The sequence below is a fragment of the Streptomyces sp. NPDC001889 genome (assembly GCF_053594535.1).
This window is the reverse complement of record NZ_JBSFER010000022.1, coordinates 108,570-126,926: the sequence shown is the minus strand read 5'-3', so window position 1 is coordinate 126,926 and position 18,357 is coordinate 108,570. Positions and strand designations below refer to the sequence as shown.

The following is an 18,357-nucleotide window of genomic DNA, read 5'->3' as shown; positions in this document are numbered from 1 at the left end:
TACGGAAAAGGGGCGGGCGCGGCCCCGCACGGCCGCGCCCGCCCCCGTACAAGGGGCAACGGGCCCTATCCGGGCGCCGCCAGCTCCGCCCACACGGTCTTTCCGGGCTCGTCCGGCACCCGGATGACACCCCAGTCGAGGCAGAGCCGCTCGACGATGAACATGCCGTGGCCACCGGGCCGCCCCGCGCGGTGCGGGGTGCGGGGCGCGGGCTGGCCCGCGCCCCGGTCGGTGACCTCCAGGCGCAGCACCTTGTTCTCGCAGCGCACGGTCAGTTCCTCGGGGCCCTCGGCGTGCAGACAGGCGTTGGTGACCAGTTCGGAGACGACCAGCAGGACATCCTCGGCCGCGGCTCTGCGGTCGGCGGTGGCCGCGGGCAGCCAGCCCCAGTCGTACAGCGCCTGGCGGGTGAAGTCACGGGCGAGGGGGACGATGCCGCTGGCGCTGCCCAGGGCAATGCGCCGCACCGCCCCTCCGGACACACCGGAGGGAGCGTCCGCGACGACATCGTCCGGCTCGGGGCCGAGGTCGCCCGGCTGCTGCGGCCGGGTGGTGCTCATCAGCGCTTCACCTCACCGATCCACCAGTTCGCCATCCATGTACACAACGCCGCCGCACTGCCGTCCCTGCCATCCGTCCGGCACTGCCGCCTCCCGATTCACCACGCGCACCGCTCCCCCGCGCCCGTACATCAGAGTGCCGGACCTCCGGCCCTCCGCACGGGCTCATGGCAGTTCTCCTGCCCTGGCATGGGGTGACAACACTCACTACGCCCCCAGCGGAAAATCTCACCCGTCCCGGAAGCCCCGGAAGTCTCCCGGACCGGGCCCCGGCCGTCAGCCCGCGAGGGCCTCGTCCAGGGAGTCGTGGACGGTGAAGACCGCCTCGGCCCCGGTGATCTCCAGCACCCGCGCCACCACCGGCAGCATCCCGGCCAGATGGACGCCGCCTCCGGCGGCCTCCGCCTTCAGCCGGGCGGCCAGCAGGACGTTGAGTCCGGTCGAGTCGCAGAACTCCAGTGCGGAGCAGTCGACCACCAGCCGGGAACGACCTTGCGCGAGCGCCTCCTCCAGGGGGGTGCTCAGCAATTCGGCGGTGTGGAAATCCAGTTCACCCGCCGGTTTCAGCACTTCACTGCGGCCCTCGGTCCGAACCTCGACCTGAAGCCGGCCACGATTCGCGCTGCCGACCGTTGCGCGGTCCATGCCCGTCCCTCTTCACCGTCTCGTACATCCGCTGTGACATTTCCGGTCACGGCACGCACGGGGTGACCAATTCTGTCGCCATGTGCCCTGGTGGCCCTGGGGCCTCAACCGTGACTTCCGGCGAACATTACGCCTTCCCCGGGGCGACAGGCCAGCGGAACTCCCTCACCAAAGCCCTATATAGGATAAATGCCACTTGCAACCAATCGCCGATACCAGGTAGGGCTGGTGGAGAACAGACAGAACACGCCAACCACACGACCGGCTCTGGAGGCGCCGCTCACCGCAGCGCGCACACATGGCACCGGCTGCCGCACGCCGAGAACGATGGAGGAGACCCATGTCACCCCGGCTGGACCCCGCCCCCGCCGCCCACGCCGCCACCGTCACCGTCACCGCCGCGTCCCCCGTTTCACTCCCGGGCCCGGAGACTCTCGCCGAGTCCCCCGACGATCCCTTCGACGAAGCCCTTGAGCCCCTTCCCGCGATCCCGCCCTTCGCGGAGATCGGCGCGCTGGACGCCCGGGCCCTCTCGAAGACCCTCTTCGCCCGGCTGGAGCTGCTGGAGGAGGGCACCCACGACCACGCGTACGTCCGCAACACCCTCGTGGAACTCAACCTCGCGCTGGTCAAGTTCGCCGCCGCCCGGTTCCGGGCCCGCAGCGAGCCGATGGACGACATCATCCAGGTCGGCACCATCGGTCTGATCAAGGCGATCGACCGCTTCGAACTCAGCCGCGGCGTGGAGTTCCCCACCTTCGCCATGCCGACGATCATCGGCGAGATCAAGCGCTTCTTCCGGGACACCAGCTGGTCGGTGCGGGTGCCGCGCAGACTCCAGGAGCTCCGGCTCGAACTGGCCAGGGCCACGGACGAGCTGTCCCAGCGGCTGGACCGCGCCCCCACCGTGACCGAGCTGGCCGGGCATCTGGGCATCGCCGAGGACGAGGTCGTCGAGGGGATGGCCGCGAGCAACGCCTACACCGCGGGCTCGCTGGACGCCCGCCCCGAGGGCGACGACGGCGACTCCGAGGGGACCCTCGCCGACCGGATCGGCTACGAGGACCACGGCATCGAGGGCATCGAGTACATCGAGTCCCTCAAGCCGCTGATCGCGGGCCTCGCCCCACGGGACCGTAAAATTCTCTCCCTCCGTTTCGTGGCCGGCCTCACCCAGTCGGAGATCGGCGAGGAGCTGGGAATCTCCCAGATGCATGTCTCCCGGCTGCTCTCCCGCACCCTGGCCAAGCTGCGGAAAGGGCTCACCGTCGAGGAGTGAGCCGGCAGTGAGCGCCGGGCCGCGCGGCCGTCCGGGACAGGGCCCCTTTCCGCCACGGAGGGGGCCTTTCCGCTTGGTTGGCGGGCCGGGCGGGCCGGGCCGCATTGAGCGCGGGGCCCGCGGGAGGACAAAATGGTGCGCGGGGAGGGCTGCCCACCCGCGCGCACGGCACGAGAAGAGCGGTGCGCCGGCCTAGGGGCAGAGAACGCGTGTACATACCGTCGTGCCGAACGGGGCTCCGACAAGACCCGTGCCACCAGCGCCCGCAGGGCCGGGCCGGTGGCTGACACCATCCGGCTGCGCGGGCCGGCGGCCCCGGAGCCGGGGCCTGAGCGGAGGACGACGACCACCGGAGCCGCAGGAGCCACTGGAGGTGCCGGAGCCACCGGACGTGAGGCGGGGCCGGGGCCGGGGTCCGCGAGCGGGCCGGGCCCCGGGCCGCGGCGGGCCGGGACCGAGGTGACCGGCGCGGAGGCGGACGGCCCCGAGGGCGGGGCCGACGGCGGTGCCGGGGCCGAGGGCGCCAGTGGCGACTCCATGTTCCGCAACGCCTATGCCCTGATGCTCTCCACCGGTGTCTCGGCCGCGCTGGGCCTCGGCTTCTGGCTGGTCGCCGCCCGCTACTACACCAAGGAGTCCGTCGGCGAGGGCTCCGCCGCCATCGCCGCCATGCGGCTGCTCGCCTCCATCACCGCGACCACGATGATCGGCGCGGTGGTGCGCTATGTGCCCCGCGCCGGGCGCGCCACCGGCCCCCTGGTGTGGCGGACCTATCTGTTCAGCTCCCTCGTGGTGGCCCTGGCCTCCACCGTCTTCCTGCTCACCCTCGATCTGTGGGGCTCCTCCTACGAGCCGCTCGACGGGCTCTGGCCGGGGCTGTTCTTCATCGCCGCCTGTATCGGCTGGGCGCTGCTGACCCTCCAGGACGGCGTCCTCACCGGGCTGCGCAAGGCCGTCTGGGTGCCGGTGGGCAACGCCGTCTTCTCCGTCGGCAAACTGGTGCTCCTCGCGGCCTTCGCGACCACCCTGCCCGTGCTCGGCATCTTCGTCTCCTGGGCCGCGGCCATGGCGCTCTCCGTGCTGCCGCTGGCCTGGCTGATCTTCCGCAGGCTCATCCCCCGGCAGGCCGCCGCCGACCGGGACCGCGAACCGCCGGGGATGCGGGAGATCGGCCGCTTCCTCGCCGGGGACTCGGCCGGCTCGCTCTTCTCGCTGGCGATGATCAATCTGCTGCCGGTGATGGTCGCGGTCCGCTTCGACGCGGCCCACAACGGCTTCTTCTACATCGCCTACACCGTGGGCGGCACGATGGAGTTCATGGCCATCAACATGGCCTCCTCGCTCACCGCGCACGCCTCGCACAGCCCGGAGACCCTGGCCGCCGGGGTGCGCGGGGCGCTGCGCCGGATGGCGGTGCTGCTGGTGCCGGTGGTGCTGGTGCTGGTGATCTTCGCGCCGCAGATCCTGGCGCCGTTCGGCCCGGAGTACGCCGAGAACGGCACCACCGTGCTGCGGCTGCTGGCCGCCGCCGCGCTGCCGCGCGTGGTGGTCGAGCTGTACATCGGGGTGCTGCGCGTCCAGGGCCGTACGGGGATGCTCGCCGCGCTCCAGAGCACGATGTGCGCCCTGGTGCTGGGCAGCGCCGCGCTGCTGCTGGGCCCGGCCGGGATCGCGGGCGCGGGCTGGGCGATGCTCGGCTCGATGACGCTGGTGGCCCTCGTCTCCGCGCCCGGGCTGCGCTCGGCGCTCTCCAGCCGCGAACCGAGGCCGTCCCGGGTGACCGCCCTCTTCCACCGGAGCCCCGGGAAGAAGACCGAGTACGGCACCGACTGGGCCCGCAGGGCCGCCGAGCGGCGGGAGCGGGAGCAGGTCAGGGCCCGGGAGTACGCCGAGGAGTACGGCGAGGACTGGGCGCGGCACACCGCGTATCTGCGCGGCGCGCACAACGACACCGCCACCCCGGCCTTCGGCATCCCGGTCTATCTCGCGGCCCGCCCCGAACCGGTGCCGGAACCCCTGCCGGGACAGGGGCAGGGCCCGGGCCCGGGGCAGTGGCAGGGGCAGGGACAGGCCGACGCGGCCTTCGAGAACCGGCTGGCGCTGATCCTGTGGCTGCTGCTCGGCATCTCCGTGACGCTGTTCTGGGTGCCGCTGCTGTACGCCCCGGACATCGCCTTCGACCGGCTGTCGGGCACCGGGCTGATCCGGGCGCTGCCGCCGGTCACCGTCACGGCGGGGGTGCTGCTGATCGTGGTGCACTGCGCGGCCCTGTCGCTGCTGCGCCCGCGCACCGGGCTGCTGGGCACGGGCACCCTGGTCACCTTCGCCGCGCTGCACGCCTCCCCGGCGGCGCTCGGCTGGGAACCGGAGCCGGTGGACGGCGCGTGGTACGGCACACTGGCCCGGTTCCTGGCCTCCGCCGGAGGGCTGGACGGCACCGAGCCGCTGCTGCGCTGGCTGCCGGCGCTCTGTCAGCTGCTCGCCCTGGTCGCGGCCCTCGCGATCGGCCGGGCCTCGGGGCTTCCGGTCGCGGCGCAGTGGGGTGCACTCTGGCTGCTCGCGGTGTGCGGCTGGGCCTTCCAGCGGTCACTGGCGCCGGTCGCGCTGCCGCTGCAACTGGCCCTCACCTGCGCCGCGCTCGCCATCATCTGGATACGCATCGCGCGGACGCGCAAGGCGCGCACCGCGCCGTCGAGGAACTGAGCCACCTGGGGTGAAGCGTGCAACAACCAGCCATCGAGACCGGGAGACCCCTGGCGCTCCCCGAAGCGGGGAGCGCCGACGGGCACCGGGAGGACCGGCCGGGCCCGGGCGGCCCTCCCGGGGGCGGCTCCGGTCCCTCCGGGGTGCGTGACCTCTTCGCCGACCCGGCGCGGCGGCGCGGCTTTCTGCTGCTCGCCGCGCCGCTGGCCGCCGCGCTCGTCCTGTGGGCGGTCGCGGTGGCGCTCACCGATGTCTCCGATCTGACCGACTACGGCCTGTTCGCCGAACTGCCGGCGGTCTACTGGATCGGTCTGGTGACCCTGACCGCCGGGTTCTGGATCTGTGTCCGGGACCCGGCGCGCGGCAACTGGTGGTCCTTCGCCTACACCGCGGGTCTGCTGGTGATGCTGCGGGCGACCGCCGCCGCCGTCTATCCCACGCCGCTCTACGCCTGGGCCTGGAAGCACGACGCGGTCATCGAGCATCTGCTGACCGCGGGCCGGCTCCAGCGCGGTGCGGAGCTGGGCGACATGGCGGTGTACGACCAGTGGCCCGGCTTCTTCGCGGCGCAGGCCGCGCTGGTGCGGCTGACGGGGGCGGAGAACGCGCTGGCGTTCATGGCCTGGTGGCCGCTGTTCTCCTCGCTGCTGCTGCTCGCGCCGCTGCTGCTGATCTACCGCACCTTCACCCAGGACCGGCGGCTGATCTGGACCGCTGTCTGGCTGTTCTCCGTCGGCAACTGGGTGGGACAGGACTACTTCTCGCCCCAGTCGCTGGCCTTCGCGCTCTATCTGGGGGTCATCGCGGTGGCCCTGCGGCGCGCCGAGCGCCCGGCCCCCGGCCGGCGCTCCCGGCAGGTGGTGTGGACCGTGCTGCTGATACCGCTGATCGCCGCGATCGTCATCGCGCACCAGCTCACACCGGTGATGCTCGCGGTGGGGCTCGCCGCGCTCTGTCTGATGCGGCGCTACCGCGACTGGACGCTGCTGATCGCGCTGCTGCTGGTCTTCCTGGCCTGGAACCTGACCGCGTCGCTGCCGTTCCTCAGGGAAGCGGTCCCCGACATGATCAGCAACTTCGGCAAGGTCGCCGACAATCTGGAGACCGGGTACGGCGCGACACCGACCGGCACCGGGGCGCTGGTGGTCTCCTGGACGGCGCGGCTGCTGTCGGCGGGTGTGGTGCTGCTCGCCGGGATCGGGGTGCTGCGCGGCGGCAGGCCGCTGCGCCGGCGGGCCCGGCCGCTGCTGCTGCTCGCCGGGGTGCCGCTGCTGATGGCGGTCGCCAATGACTACGGCAGCGAAATGATCTTCCGGGTGCTGATGTTCATGCTGCCCGCGCTCTGCTTCTTCGCCGCCGCCGCGCTGATCCCGCAGGCCCGCGCGGAGGCGGCCGGGCGGGGGTCCCGGCGGGCGGCGAAGCAGGCCCCGGGGCCGATGCGCCTCCTGGTGCCCGTGGTGGTGCTGACCGTGCTGACCGCGCTCTTCGTGCCCAGCTACTCGGGCAAGGACCGGCTGAGCTACTTCCCGCCCGAGGAGGTCGACCTCGTCCAGCGCCTCTTCGACCAGGCGCCGGACGACTCCCTGGTGGTCGCGGCGCACCGCAACTACCCGCTCGCCTACGAGGAGTACTGGCGCGTGGGGCACTACTGGTTCCTGGACGACGCCAAGACCCATGTGGACAAGATCCTCAAGAACCCGGCGGACCGGCTCGCCCGGGACATGGCCGGGGTGAAGGCGCCCGCGCGCGGGTATCTCCTGCTCACCCGGGGACAGATCGCCAACTCGGAGATGAACGGCATGCTCAGGGCCGCGCAACTGCGGCACATCGAGCGGTCGGTGGCGGATTCGCCGCTCTTCGAGGAGGTGGCCCGCAACAGCGCGGGGGTGGTCTTCCGGCTGAAGCGGCAGCCCGGCCCGGCAGGCTCCACCCCCGGCAAGGACTCCGCCTCCGGCAAGGACTCGGCCTCCGGCTCCGGCTCCGGCGACAGTCCCGACACCAGCTCCGACGGCTCATCGGAAAGAAGCTCATGACCCCCGACCGCCGTGCGCTCGTCCTCCGCGCGCTGCCGCCCGCCGCCGGCTGGCTGGCCATCGCCGCCACCGCCCTGCCCGACGCCTCGCCGCCGCGCGTGCTGCCCGTCGTCCTCTTCCTGCTGCTGGGGCCGGGGGCGGCGTTCCTGCGGCTCTGCGGTCCCGCACTCAGCCGGCACCGCGCGGTCGGGCCGGAGGAGAGCGGGGACAGCGGCTTCGAACGGGACTCCCTCCGGATCGAGCGCCTGGTGCTGATGGTGCTGCTGAGCCTGAGCGCCACCGTCATCGTCGCCACGGCGCTGATCGCCGCCGGGGCGTTCAGCGGGCTGCGGGTGCTGGCGCTGCTCACCCTGCTGGCGATGCTCGCCGCCTGCTGCCCGGAGCTGTCGTCGGGCGGCAGGCACCGGGCGGCCCAGGCCCCGGCCCCGGCCGCTCCCGCCGACCGGGCGGAGGGCTCGGCGCCATGACGGAAGGACCCCGCCGTCGCCCCGCCCGGCGCAGGACCTGGCTCCTGGCGCTGGCCACCGCCGGAGCGCTCCTCGTGGGCGCGGGCGCCGTCGCCGTCCAGCGTTCCGCCGGGGACGGGGACGGCACGGCCGCCCGCCCCGCCCCGGCGGCCGACTGCCGGCCGACCAGGCTGCTGGAGCCCCGGTGCGGCGCCTGGTTCGGCGCGTACGTCCGGCACCAGAAGCACGACCTGGAGGAGAAGGTCCTCGCGTACGAGAAGCGCGCCGGACGGCGGCTGGACATCGTCTACGCGTACCACGACATGTCCACCGGCGGAGTGGAGGGCACCCTGCTCAGCGAGCAGGAGCAGCGGGTGGGGCGGGAGCGGATGCTGCTGCTGTCCTGGGAGAGCAAGTGGTGGGGCGGGAGCGGGGAGCAGCAGCCCCGGTGGACGCAGATCTCCTCGGGCGCGCTGGACCGGACCGTCATCGATGTCCAGGCCGAGCGGATCAAGCGGTACGGGAAGCCGCTCTTCCTCTCCTTCGACCTGGAGATGGACAACCGGGTGCCCGAGGACGGCACCCCGGCCGAGTTCGTCGCCGCCCACCGGCACATCCACGACCGGTTCCGGAAGCTGGGCGTGACCAATGTGGTCTGGGTCTGGAACATCACCGGGTACGAGGGCAACAACAAGCTCTTCCGGCAGCTGTACCCGGGCGACGCGTATGTCGACTGGATCGGCTACAACCAGTACAACTACTACCGCTGCCACGACGCCGCGTGGATGAGCTTCGAGGAGACCCAGCGGGCGTCCCACGCGTGGATCAGGAAGAACATCTCCGACGAGAAGCCCCTGATGCTCGCGGAGTTCGGCACCGCCGACGACCCGGAGCGCCCCGAGCGGCAGGCCGGCTGGTACCGCGAGGTGCCCCGGGTGGTGAAGTCGCTGGACGGGGTCCGGGCCGCGCTCCAGTGGAACTGGCGCGACGAGGGGCCCGGCTGCGATCTCTCCCTGGCCCGGGACACGTCCTGGGACAGCCTGCGCACGGCGGTCTCGGACCCGTACTTCCACCAGCCGCGCCCCTGAGTCCACCCGGGGCACGGCGGCGGGCGGCGGGCGGGGTCAGCCGGCGAAGGTGTGGCCCCGGACGGCCGCCCGGCCCCGCCGGTACCACCGCCAGCCGACCGTGCGCAGCGAGTCGCCGGGAGGGGCGGGGCGCGCGCCCCGCCCCTCCATCCACGCCTCGACGTCCGCGACGGTGTGGGTGCACCGCACGATGAGCCGGGAGATGCGGTAGGTCTCGTCCCGCTGGGAGCTGAGCGCGTGCCGGACCGCCACCGCCGAGGCGTACCCCTCCCGGAGCGCCGCCCCGCGCACCTTCCGGCTGTTGTAGCCGTGCGGATAGGCGAGATGGGCCACCTCGTGCCCCAGGAGCTGCTCCAGGGCGTCCTTGGGCTCGCGCAGCTCGCGGCGGAGGGCCGCGGCCGGGAGGGTGTCCAGCTGGGCGTGGGTCACCGTGTGCGTGCCGACCTCCATGCCGTACTGCTCCAGCAGCCGCACCTCCGAGAGCGTCATCATCGGCGCCGGGGGCAGCAGGCTGCGCAGCCCCGGGGTGATCGCCCCCGTGGTCAGATACGCGGTCGCGGGCAGCTCGCGCTCGGCCAGCTCCTCGGCGGTGTGGCCCGGGAGGTCGGCGAACCCGTCGTCGAAGGTGAGCACCACCGGGCGCGCGGGCAGCGGCGCGGTGCCCGTGAGCCCGGCGATGAGCGCGCCGATGGTGATGGGGGTGCGCCCGCTGGCCACCACCGCGTCGAGCTGGGCGACGAACTCCTTGGGCGCGACGGTGAACTCGGCGATCCAGTCCGGTGGGTCGTCCATGACGGCGTGGTAGAGCAGTACGGGGATGTGGGGCGACGTCGCCACCGTGCCGTCACTCATGTCCGGGCCTCTTGTTCTCAACAGCCGTGCCACGGCGGCCGGATTCCCCGGACGCGGCGGCGCGCTCTGACATATCCGACGGGTCCGGCCAGCATGCCCCGGCGCTCCAGCCGGGAGAGCTGCCGCGGCCAGGCGTGGCCCTGTGCTCCATGGGCGCCGGGGACGGCCGCCTCGGCGGTGTCGCGGTGGGCGGTGATGGTCCGGGCGTGGGCCAGGCCCCGGGGGAGCTTCCGCAGCAGGGCGGGGATCAGGGCGGGGCGGCGGACCAGGAGGGCGGTGAGGTACGCGGTGAGCCCGGCCCCGTATCCGTACGCCTGGTTGGTGAGGTCCCGCCAGGTCTCGCGGTGGTGGTGCCAGACCAGGGCCTCGGGGGTGTAGCGCAGCCGGTGGCCGGCGGCGAGCACGCTGACGAAGGCGTAGAGGTCGTCGCCGCCGCGCGCGGGGGTGCCGGTGCCGGTGGCGGGGTCGAAGCCGCCCGCGGCGCGCAGGGCCGCCGCCCGGAAGGCCATGTTGGCGCCGGAGCCGAAGCTTCCGGCGGTGAAGGGGAAGAGCGGTTCGTCGGCGGGCGGGGCGGCCGGGTCCCAGGTCCTGGGCGCGAAGCCCTTGGCGAAGCCGCCGTGGCTCTCCAGCAGGATCTGGGCGGGGGTGCCGAGCCGGGCGGGCAGGATCAGTCCCGTCGTACAGCCCAGGCCGGGGTCGGCGGCGAAGGGGGCGGTGAGCGCGGTGAGCCAGTGCGGGTCGGCGATCACATCGTCGTCGGTGAAGGCGATGACCTCGCCGGCGGCGACGGCGACGCCCCGGTTGTGGGCGATGGCGAGCCCGGGGACCTCCTCCCGGACATAGCGGACCCGGTCCCGGTAGGCGCCGGAGACGAGGTCCTCGGTGCCGGTGGTGAGAGGGGCGTTGTCGACGACGACGATCTCGAAGCCGGGGTGGTCCTGGGCGAGCAGGGAGTCGAGCGCCCGGGCGAGCTGCTCGGGGCGCTCACGGGTGGCGATCACCACGGAGACCGTGGGCGCGGGCTCCCGGGGGTCGGTGGGGTCGGTGGGGTCGGTGGCTATGCCATCGGCGTGGCCACCGGCGTGGTCGTCACGGACGGGGTGAGCCGGGGTGCGGGCCAGCAGGGCGCGGGCCTCGGCGGCCACGGCGTCGGCGGGGTTCTTGCCGGGCGGGACGCGGCAGACGACGGTGGCGGCGGGCCGCCCGCGCAGCCTCACCAGGGCGTAGACATCGCCGCCGGCGATCTCGGGGCCGGTGCCGGGCGAGGGCCCGACCCCCCCGAACCCGATGACGGCGCCCTCCGGGCCGTCCAGATCGAGCTGGGCGACCTGGAGGGGCGCCGGGCTGGGTGGGTTGTCCATGGTCATATTCCTCGCGTGTGTGAGCGCCGAGCCGCCGGTCCCGGTGGCCGGGACCTCCGGAGCATGCGGCGGATGAGCAGTATGTGGCCTGCGGGCCGGATGTGATCCGCTGTTGGCCGGCATTCGGTCGGTTTTCCCCGGCATACGACCGGTTCGCGGCGGAGGCGGGCGGGGCGGCCGAGCCGGGTGGCCGCCGAGGTCAGCCGCCCCGGACCCCGCCGATACGGGTCAGGGTCTCCCGGGCGTACCCGGCCAGCCGGGGCCGGTCGCGGACGAACCGGTGGGTGCGGCGGGCGGGTTCACGGCTCACCCAGTGGAGGGCGGCCCCCATCCCGGGGCGGGTCGACGCCCCCTCGTGGACCCTGAGCCGCCCGGTCATCAGCGAGCCCTTGTACCGGGCCGCGCCCCGGCCCAGATCGAGCAGTCCGATCCCGGCCGCCGCCGCGGCCTCCGCCATCCGCAGCAGCAGGACGAGCCCCGGGGAGTAGCGGGCGAAGCGGGGGTCGTACGCGGGGAACCAGTAGGCCAGGACGCCGGGCGAGCGCAGGCCGAAGTGGGCGGAGACCGGCCGCCCTCCCGCGTACAGCACCGAGAGGACCCCGGAGCAGCCGGGCGTACGGGTCTTGTGCAGCAGCCGGACGAGATCGCTGATCCACCGCTGGGCGAAGCGGTCGCCGCGGCCGGTTCTGCGGTACTGGGCGGACTTCCACTCCATCAGGGTGCGCAGGGCCGCGGGGTCGCGCTCGTCGAAGACGAACCGGACCCCGCCCTGCGCCCGGCCGAGCCGGCGCTCCTTGGCGAGGGTGGAGCGGAGGAAGGTGGGCGACTGGGCGCGCAGCTCCTTCTCGTACGTCTCGTACCCCGCGCCGAGGTCGATCACCGGGGAGTCGAATCCCTCGGCGCCGCCGGGGAGGAAGAGGTCCTGGCCGGCCTCCAGGTTGTCGTACCGCCAGGCGGAGAGGGAGCAGGCGCGCAGCAGCCGGGGCGCGGTGATCTCCAGACCGGGGCGCAGGACCGCGCCCTGGCTGTCGGAGACACCGAGGCCGATCGCCCGGCCCTGGCCCCAGGGGCCGGTCTCGTACGGGAAGTAGCCGGCCCGCTCGCCGCCGAGGCCGAGCAGCGCGACCCGGGCGGCGGGGCGCACCCGGCCCACGGCGACGGTGAACTCGGGTTCCATGAAGGGGCTCGCGGGCATCCTCGACTCCGCGCGCAGCAGCCGCCAGGAGGCCAGTTCGCCGGGGCCCAGCTCCCCCGGCCGCACCACATCGACCCGTACGTCCCCGTGTCCCCGGGCACCGCTGTCCCGAACGCCGCTCACCCTCATCCCCCCGGTCCTCCCGAGCCTTCCCCCACGGCCCGGCCCGCCCGGCTCCCCGGACGCGACCGTACCGGCCCGTACCCCTCCAGGGTAGGGAACCCCGGCCGCATTGTGGCGAATTCGTGAAGACAGCGATGCCTGAGTGACACCTGATGTTCAAGTGGCGGATGTGACATAGCACGAATGGCCGCCGAGCGCAGCAATAATCCGACGTGACTTGCTCAACCAATATTCGAACGCGGTCAGTTGATCGTAGGATTCGGAATGCTCCCGATATCCCCCGCGGGAGGCGTGCGTGTCCCGGCCCCGTGTCCCGTGGGGCCCGGACGTTCCGCAAGTCCTCGTGAAAGGCTCGGTCTCCGTGGTCGTGGTCTACGTCGTGGTCTCCTCGGACATCAGGTCGAGCAGGTCGAACAGGTCGGGGCGGTCGAACAGGCCGGGCCGGACGCATGAGCCGGGAGGCTCGCCGGTCCGGCGGGCGGGGGCGCCGGCCGGGTGTGCGGGCGCGCCGGCCGGCCCGGGGCGCTCATGGTGAGGCCGAAGGGCGCCGGACCGGGGCGGGACGCCCGGGGCCCCTCCCTGTGGTGGCCGCTGGCGGTCCTCGCCGCGGTCGCCGGGGCCACCGCCCTGGCCGACCAGTACACCCGCACCGGCACCCGTCAGCTGCTGGCCTGGGCGTGCGCCGCCCTCGCCGTGCTGGCGCCGCTCTGGGCCCTCGGCCTGGTCCGGCGGCTGCGCGCCGAGCGGGCCCGCCACGCCGAGTCCCGCGCGACGGCGGAGGCCAGGGCCGCCGAGGTGGTCCATCTGGCGGCGGTGCGGCTGCCCGCGATCAGCGAACGGCTGCGCACCGGCCGCCGCCCCGACTCCGTGCCCGGCCCTCTCGCGCCGGCCGCCGACACCGGCGACGCGTTCGCCCGGGCACTGGAGACGGTCGTGGAGGCGCTCGGCTCGGACGAGGGGGTGCGCAGGGAGCGGGTGCTGCGGGACTCCGTCCAGGCCGCGTTCGAGTCCGTCGCCCGCAATATGCACGCCATGGCCACGGTGCAGCAGCAGGTGCTCGACCGGGTCGAGCGGACCATCGAGGACCCCCGGCTCATGGCGGAGGTGATGAAGGCCGACCACGCCGCCGCGCAGATGACCCGCAAGGCCCAGACCCTGCTGGTGATGTGCGGCATCTGGCCGGCCCGCCGGGAGACCCGGCCGGTCTCGCTGTTCGACTGCGTCCGGGGGGCGCAGTCGCGGATCGTGGAGTTCACCCGGATCGAGGTGCACGGCGGGCAGACACTGTACGTGGTGCCGCCGGCCGTCGAGGGGCTGATGCACGCCATCGCCGAACTCCTGGAGAACGCGACGGTGTTCTCGCCCTCGCGCACCCAGGTCGTGGTGACTGTGCGCGAGGTGGGCGCCGGGGCGGTGGTGGAGATCGACGACGCGGGGCTCGGCATGCCGCCGGACGTGCTGCGCCAGTCGACGGCCCGGCTCCGCGACGAACTGGACCTGGCGGAGCTGGGCGCGGTGCCCCGGCTGGGGCTCGCGTGCGTGGGCCGCTGGGCGCGGGAGCTGGGGTTCACGGTGGAGCTGACGGGGACCTCGGCGTACGGGGGGACCCGCGCGGTGGCCTTCGTGCCGTACCGCCTGCTGACGGAACCGCTCTCCCACTTCGCGGGCGGGGCGTCGGGGCTGCCCCGGCGCGGGAGGGTCGCCTCCGGCGCGGGCCGGGTGAACGGCTCGGGGGGCGGGCCGTGGGCCTCCGAGGCGGGTGCGGGTGCCGGTGCCGGTGAGGCGGGCTACCCGAAGGCGGTTCCGCCGCCGTTCCCGGGCGCGTACCGGGACACGGGCCCGGGCTCCGGCTCCGGGTCCCACCAGGGCCCGGGGGCAGCGGGCCCGAACACGGACTCGGCCGAGGGCCCGGGCGCCTACCGTGACGCGCCGGCGGCCGGGCTTCCGGAGGCGTACCGGGAGATGCCCTTGGGCGGGCAGCCGGACACGAACTGGGAGACACCCTCCGGGGGACAACCGAACACGTACCGGGAGACACCCTCCGGCGGACAACCGGACACGAACTGGGGTGCGGACGCTCACCCCGGTGCCGGCCGGGGCGCGGGCCCGGGCCCGGGGGGATACCCCGGCACCCACCGGGACACGGACGCCGGCGGGCGCGACGGCACGTACCCGGACAGCGGCCGGGGCGCGGGCACCGGCGAGTACCCCGGCGACGGCCGGCACACGGACCCCGGCGAACAGCAGAACGGCTACCGACGCACGACAGCGGACCAACACCCGGACGCCCACCAGGACCCGGACGCGTACCCCGGAACCGGCCGGAGCGCGGGCCCGGGCCCCGGGGGATACCCCGGCACCCACCGGGACGCGGACGCCGGCGGGCGCGACGGCGCGTACCCGCGCACCGGCTCCGACGGGCAGCCGGGCAGCCAACGCCCCGGCGGGGGGCCCGGCGCGGGCCCGGACAGCGGCCGGAGCGCGGGCCCGGGCCCGGGGGGATACCCCGGCACCCACCGGGACGCGGACGCCGGCGGGCGCGACGGCACGTACCCGCGCACCGGCCCCGGCGGGCGCGGCGGCGGCGAGCAGCGCGGCCCCGACGGGGCGCGGGCTCGTGAGGCGCGCTTCGGGGAGTTCGGGGAGTACGCCGACAACGGCTCCCCGGGGGCCTCCGGGGTGTTCCGGAGCGGCCGGGCGGACGACGGGTCCGGGGCCGGGGGGCGTGAGGGGGCCGACGGGCCGCGGCACGCCGCGCCGCCCCGGCAGCACGAGCGGGACGGCGGCCAGGACCGGCACCCCGGCGCCTACCTCGGGACCGTGCGGGTCTCCGGGTCCTACCCGGACACCCCCCAGCACTCCACCGCCCACCACGAACTCCCCCACCGCCCGGCCGCCCAGCACCCGCCCGAGGCCGGGACGGGCGCCGGGACAGGGGCGCTGCCCCGCAGGCGCAGCCGCCGGGGCGCCGCCGTGGAGGCCGCCGCCCAGACGGCCCTCCAGCCGCAGCCCCCCGCCGCCCCTCCCCTCCCGGAGGACCGCCCCGCCTGGACCCCCGAGGCCGCGCGGGCGTCGGTCGCCAGCGTGGTCTCCGGCTCCCGGCGCGGTCGCGCGGCGCTCGCCGCCACCGACCCCACCCACCCCGACACGCACCATGGAGGCCGGCCTTGACCGGGACCATCACCAGACTCCCCGACCTGGGCTGGATGCTCCGCCCGCTGACCGAGATCCCGGGTGTCCGGCACGCCGTGGTCGTGTCGGAGGACGGTCTGCGGCTCGGCCACGCCTCCGCCGAGAAGCTCACCGGGCCCGTGGCCTCGCTCAGCGTGGGCGAGGCCGAGGCGCTCTCCGCCGCCTGCGCGGCGATGACCATGACCGGCCGGTCCACCGCGGCGCTGCTCTTCGGCCGGGGCGCGGGCGTGCGGCAGCTGATGCTGGAGTCCGAGCACGGCTTCGTCCTCTTCACCCACGCGGGGATCGGCGCGCACCTGGGCGTGGCCACGGACACCGAGGCGGATGTCGGCCTGGTGGCCCAGCGGATGCAGCTCCTGGTGGCGAAGATCGGCGCCCATCTGAGCAGCCAGCCCAGAGACCCGGTGACCGGCTCCTCATGACGGGCCGTCCGGAGGATCGGACCCCCTCGGCGGTGCGCCCGTACGTGATCACCAGAGGCCGCTCGGACACCGGCGGTGAGCCGCTGGCCTGGGAGACCCTGGTGATGGCGACGGACGCCGCGTTCCCGCCGTCCCTCCAGCCGGAGCACCACCGCATCCTGACGCTCTGCCAGGGCCTGCTGTCGGTCGCCGAGGTGGCCGCCCATCTCGGCCAGCCGCCGTCGGTGGTCCAGATACTCCTCTCCGATCTGGTCGAGTGGGGGCTGATCGTGATCCGCCCGCCCATCCCACCGGCCGAACACACCGATGTGACCATGCTCAGAAAGGTCCTCCATGGCCTCGAAAGCCGTCTCTGACGACCCGGACCGGGCGTCGGGACAACCGGGCCCGCACCAGGCGCCGTTCCGGGACATCCCCGGCCCGGGCCCCCAGCCCGGGAAGTACGTCAGCGCCAGTGTGGTGGGCGCGGCGAAGATCCTGGTGGTCGGCCCACTGGGGGTGGGCAAGACCACGCTCATCGGCACCGTCTCGGAGATCAAGCCGCTCTCCACCGAGGCGATGATGACGCAGGCGTCGGCCGGGGTGGACACGGTCACGACCCCGGGGAAGACCACCACCACGGTCGCCCTGGACTTCGGGCGGATCACCATCGACGGCGCGCTGGTGCTCTATCTCTTCGGCACGCCGGGCCAGCAGCGGTTCCTGCCCGCCTGGCGGGACCTGGCCCGGGGGTCGCTGGGCGCGCTGGCCCTGGTCGACACCCGCGATCTGGCGGCGTCCTTCGACGCGCTGGGCAATCTGGAGGACCTCGGGCTGCCGTTCGCGGTGGCGGTCAATGTCTTCCCCGGCAGCCCGCAGTACACGGAGGGCGAGCTGCGGGCGGCGCTGGATCTGCTGCCGGAGACCCCGCTGGTGGCGTGTGACGCGCGGAGCGTGCGCTCCTCGGTGCAGGCGCTGATCGCGCTGCTCGGCCATCTCATCGACACCGTCCCCCCGGAACCGGGCCCGGGCGGCCCCTCGCCGGCGGCGGCCCCGCCGCCCGTCGGCACGACCGTCACGGAGTCCTCATGAGCCTGCCGCCGCACTCCCGGCCGCCCGGGACCGGCGGTGGCCGCTCCCCGGCCGCGACCGCGCTCTATGGGCCGGACCTCGACGGGGACGCGATGCCCGCGCTGTACGAGCGGCTGCGCCGGGCGCACGGCCCGGTGGCGCCGGTGACCATCGCGCCGGGGGTGGGGGCGTGGCTGGTCCTCGGTCACCGGGAGCTGCTCCGGCTCACCCGCGAGGAGCAGGACTTCTCGCACGACCCGCGCCGGTGGACCCTGCTGCGGGAGGGCCGGGTGCCGCCGGACTCCCCGATCATGCCGATCATCGGCTGGCGCCCGGCGCTGCTCTTCGCCGACGGGCAGCAGCACCGGCGGATGCGCACGGCGGTGTCCGACGCGCTCGCCGGGATCAACGGGCACGAGCTGCGCCGCACCGTGAAGGCGGCGGCCGAGCGGCTGATCGCGGACTTCGCCGACCGCCGCGAGGCCGATCTGGTGGCGCACTACGCCCGGCGGCTGCCGGTGCTGGTGATCATCGGTCTGCTCGGTCTCGACGAGCGCGTCGGGCAGCGGCTGGCGCAGGCCATCACCGGGATGGTGGTGGCCAACGCGGACTCGGTCAACGCCAGCGAGCGGATGAACACGATCCTGCTGGAGCTGATCAGGGAGAAGCGGGAGCGGCCCGGGGAGGATGTCACCTCGGCGCTGCTGCACCACGCGGCCGGGCTGACGGACGAGGAGGTGCTGCACAACCTGGTGGTGATGTTCGTCGCCGGTCAGCAGACCACCGTGAACTGGATCTCCACCACCCTGCGGGTGCTGCTCTGCGACCCGGCGTTCCGCTCCTCGCTGACGGTCGGTCACCTCAGTGTGGACGACGCCCTGGACCTGGTGCTGTGGCGCCATCCGCCGACCCAGAACTTCCCCGCCCGGTACGCCACCCGCGATCTGGACTTCGGCGGCCAGCGCATCCGGACCGGGGACATGCTGCTGCTGGGGCTCGCGGGGGCCAACCAGGACCCCGCGGTGCTGCCGGAGGACGGGGCCCCGGTGATCGGGAACCGTTCGCATCTGGCGTTCGGCGCCGGTCCGCACTCCTGCCCGGCGCAGGACCCGGCCCGGCTGATCACCCGTACCGCCGTGGACACCATCCGCCACCGGCTGCCGGATCTGGAGCTGGCGGTGCCCGAGTCCCAGCTCTCCTGGGTGAAGTCGCCCTGGAGCAAGGGGCTCGCGGCGCTGCCGGTGCGGTTCACCGAGCCGCAGCTGCCGTACGAGGGGGAGCCGCCGGACCGGTCCGCGGCCCCCTGAAGCACGCCCGAAGCACGCCCGACGCCGTCCGAAGTCCGCCCGAAGCACGCCCGACGCCCGTCCGAAGCCCGTCTGATGCCCTTGCCCGCTTCCCTCGCTGT

The 18,357-nt window shown here is 74.2% G+C and carries 15 protein-coding genes; 10 read left to right on the top strand and 5 right to left on the bottom strand.

Going from position 1 to position 18,357, the window contains the following annotated elements:
* Positions 1 to 65: 65 nt before the first annotated feature.
* Together ACWCRA_RS25450 and ACWCRA_RS25445 are read right to left on the bottom strand one after the other, a co-directional pair.
* Complete coding sequence (locus tag ACWCRA_RS25450) at positions 66 to 560, bottom strand: ATP-binding protein (RefSeq protein WP_351557395.1); 495 nt, start codon at positions 558 to 560, stop codon at positions 66 to 68.
* 276 nt (positions 561 to 836) lie between these two features.
* Positions 837 to 1,205 carry an STAS domain-containing protein gene (locus ACWCRA_RS25445; RefSeq protein ID WP_351557392.1) on the bottom strand — a complete coding sequence of 123 codons (369 nt, stop codon included), beginning with the start codon at positions 1,203 to 1,205 and terminating at the stop codon, positions 837 to 839.
* A 340-nt stretch (positions 1,206 to 1,545) separates the two neighbouring features.
* Here ACWCRA_RS25445 and ACWCRA_RS25440 point away from each other — a divergent pair, with 340 nt between their 5' ends.
* The 5 genes from ACWCRA_RS25440 (at position 1,546) to ACWCRA_RS25420 (ending at position 8,754) form a co-directional block, all read left to right on the top strand.
* Positions 1,546 to 2,484 (top strand): RNA polymerase sigma factor SigF, encoded by a 939-nt coding sequence (locus tag ACWCRA_RS25440; RefSeq protein WP_351557389.1) that lies wholly within the window; start codon positions 1,546 to 1,548, stop codon positions 2,482 to 2,484.
* A gap of 459 nt (positions 2,485 to 2,943) precedes the next feature.
* Positions 2,944 to 5,187, top strand: a complete 2,244-nt coding sequence (locus ACWCRA_RS25435) for a lipopolysaccharide biosynthesis protein (protein WP_451068685.1) — start codon at positions 2,944 to 2,946, stop codon at positions 5,185 to 5,187.
* 17 nt (positions 5,188 to 5,204) lie between these two features.
* Positions 5,205 to 7,220: a glycosyltransferase gene (locus ACWCRA_RS25430; RefSeq protein WP_451068684.1), complete on the top strand. Its 2,016-nt coding sequence runs from the start codon at positions 5,205 to 5,207 to the stop codon at positions 7,218 to 7,220.
* The gene (locus ACWCRA_RS25425; RefSeq protein ID WP_351557380.1) at positions 7,217 to 7,687 is read left to right on the top strand and encodes a hypothetical protein; all 471 of its coding nucleotides are present in this window, start codon (positions 7,217 to 7,219) and stop codon (positions 7,685 to 7,687) included. The genes ACWCRA_RS25430 and ACWCRA_RS25425 overlap by 4 nt, the downstream gene beginning before the upstream one ends.
* Complete coding sequence (locus ACWCRA_RS25420) at positions 7,684 to 8,754, top strand: glycosyl hydrolase (protein ID WP_351557377.1); 1,071 nt, start codon at positions 7,684 to 7,686, stop codon at positions 8,752 to 8,754. Before ACWCRA_RS25425 ends, ACWCRA_RS25420 begins: the two co-directional genes overlap by 4 nt.
* 36 nt (positions 8,755 to 8,790) lie before the next feature.
* On the opposite strand, the gene ACWCRA_RS25415 is transcribed toward ACWCRA_RS25420, so the two are convergent.
* From ACWCRA_RS25415 to ACWCRA_RS25405, 3 genes are all read right to left on the bottom strand, one after another.
* Positions 8,791 to 9,606, bottom strand: a complete 816-nt coding sequence (locus ACWCRA_RS25415; protein ID WP_351557374.1) for a polysaccharide deacetylase family protein — start codon at positions 9,604 to 9,606, stop codon at positions 8,791 to 8,793.
* A gap of 17 nt (positions 9,607 to 9,623) precedes the next feature.
* The gene (locus tag ACWCRA_RS25410) at positions 9,624 to 10,967 is read right to left on the bottom strand and encodes a glycosyltransferase family 2 protein (RefSeq protein ID WP_451068683.1); all 1,344 of its coding nucleotides are present in this window, start codon (positions 10,965 to 10,967) and stop codon (positions 9,624 to 9,626) included.
* A gap of 199 nt (positions 10,968 to 11,166) precedes the next feature.
* Positions 11,167 to 12,291, bottom strand: coding sequence for a GNAT family N-acetyltransferase (locus tag ACWCRA_RS25405; RefSeq protein WP_451068682.1), 1,125 nt, complete (start codon positions 12,289 to 12,291; stop codon positions 11,167 to 11,169).
* Positions 12,292 to 12,813: 522 nt separating this feature from the next.
* Here ACWCRA_RS25405 and ACWCRA_RS25400 point away from each other — a divergent pair.
* The 5 genes from ACWCRA_RS25400 to ACWCRA_RS25380 are packed head-to-tail and all read left to right on the top strand — an operon-like array spanning position 12,814 to position 18,256.
* Entirely contained in the window at positions 12,814 to 15,456 is a 2,643-nt protein-coding gene (locus ACWCRA_RS25400; protein WP_451068681.1) for an ATP-binding protein, read from the top strand.
* Positions 15,453 to 15,899: a roadblock/LC7 domain-containing protein gene (locus ACWCRA_RS25395; protein ID WP_351557362.1), complete on the top strand. Its 447-nt coding sequence runs from the start codon at positions 15,453 to 15,455 to the stop codon at positions 15,897 to 15,899. Before ACWCRA_RS25400 ends, ACWCRA_RS25395 begins: the two co-directional genes overlap by 4 nt.
* The gene (locus tag ACWCRA_RS25390; protein WP_351557359.1) at positions 15,896 to 16,255 is read left to right on the top strand and encodes a DUF742 domain-containing protein; all 360 of its coding nucleotides are present in this window, start codon (positions 15,896 to 15,898) and stop codon (positions 16,253 to 16,255) included. Before ACWCRA_RS25395 ends, ACWCRA_RS25390 begins: the two co-directional genes overlap by 4 nt.
* Positions 16,233 to 16,970 (top strand): GTP-binding protein, encoded by a 738-nt coding sequence (locus tag ACWCRA_RS25385; protein ID WP_351557356.1) that lies wholly within the window; start codon positions 16,233 to 16,235, stop codon positions 16,968 to 16,970. Before ACWCRA_RS25390 ends, ACWCRA_RS25385 begins: the two co-directional genes overlap by 23 nt.
* On the top strand, positions 16,967 to 18,256 hold the full coding sequence (locus ACWCRA_RS25380) for a cytochrome P450 (RefSeq protein ID WP_351557353.1): 1,290 nt from the start codon (positions 16,967 to 16,969) through the stop codon (positions 18,254 to 18,256). The genes ACWCRA_RS25385 and ACWCRA_RS25380 overlap by 4 nt, the downstream gene beginning before the upstream one ends.
* The last annotated feature ends 101 nt before the right edge of the window (positions 18,257 to 18,357 follow it).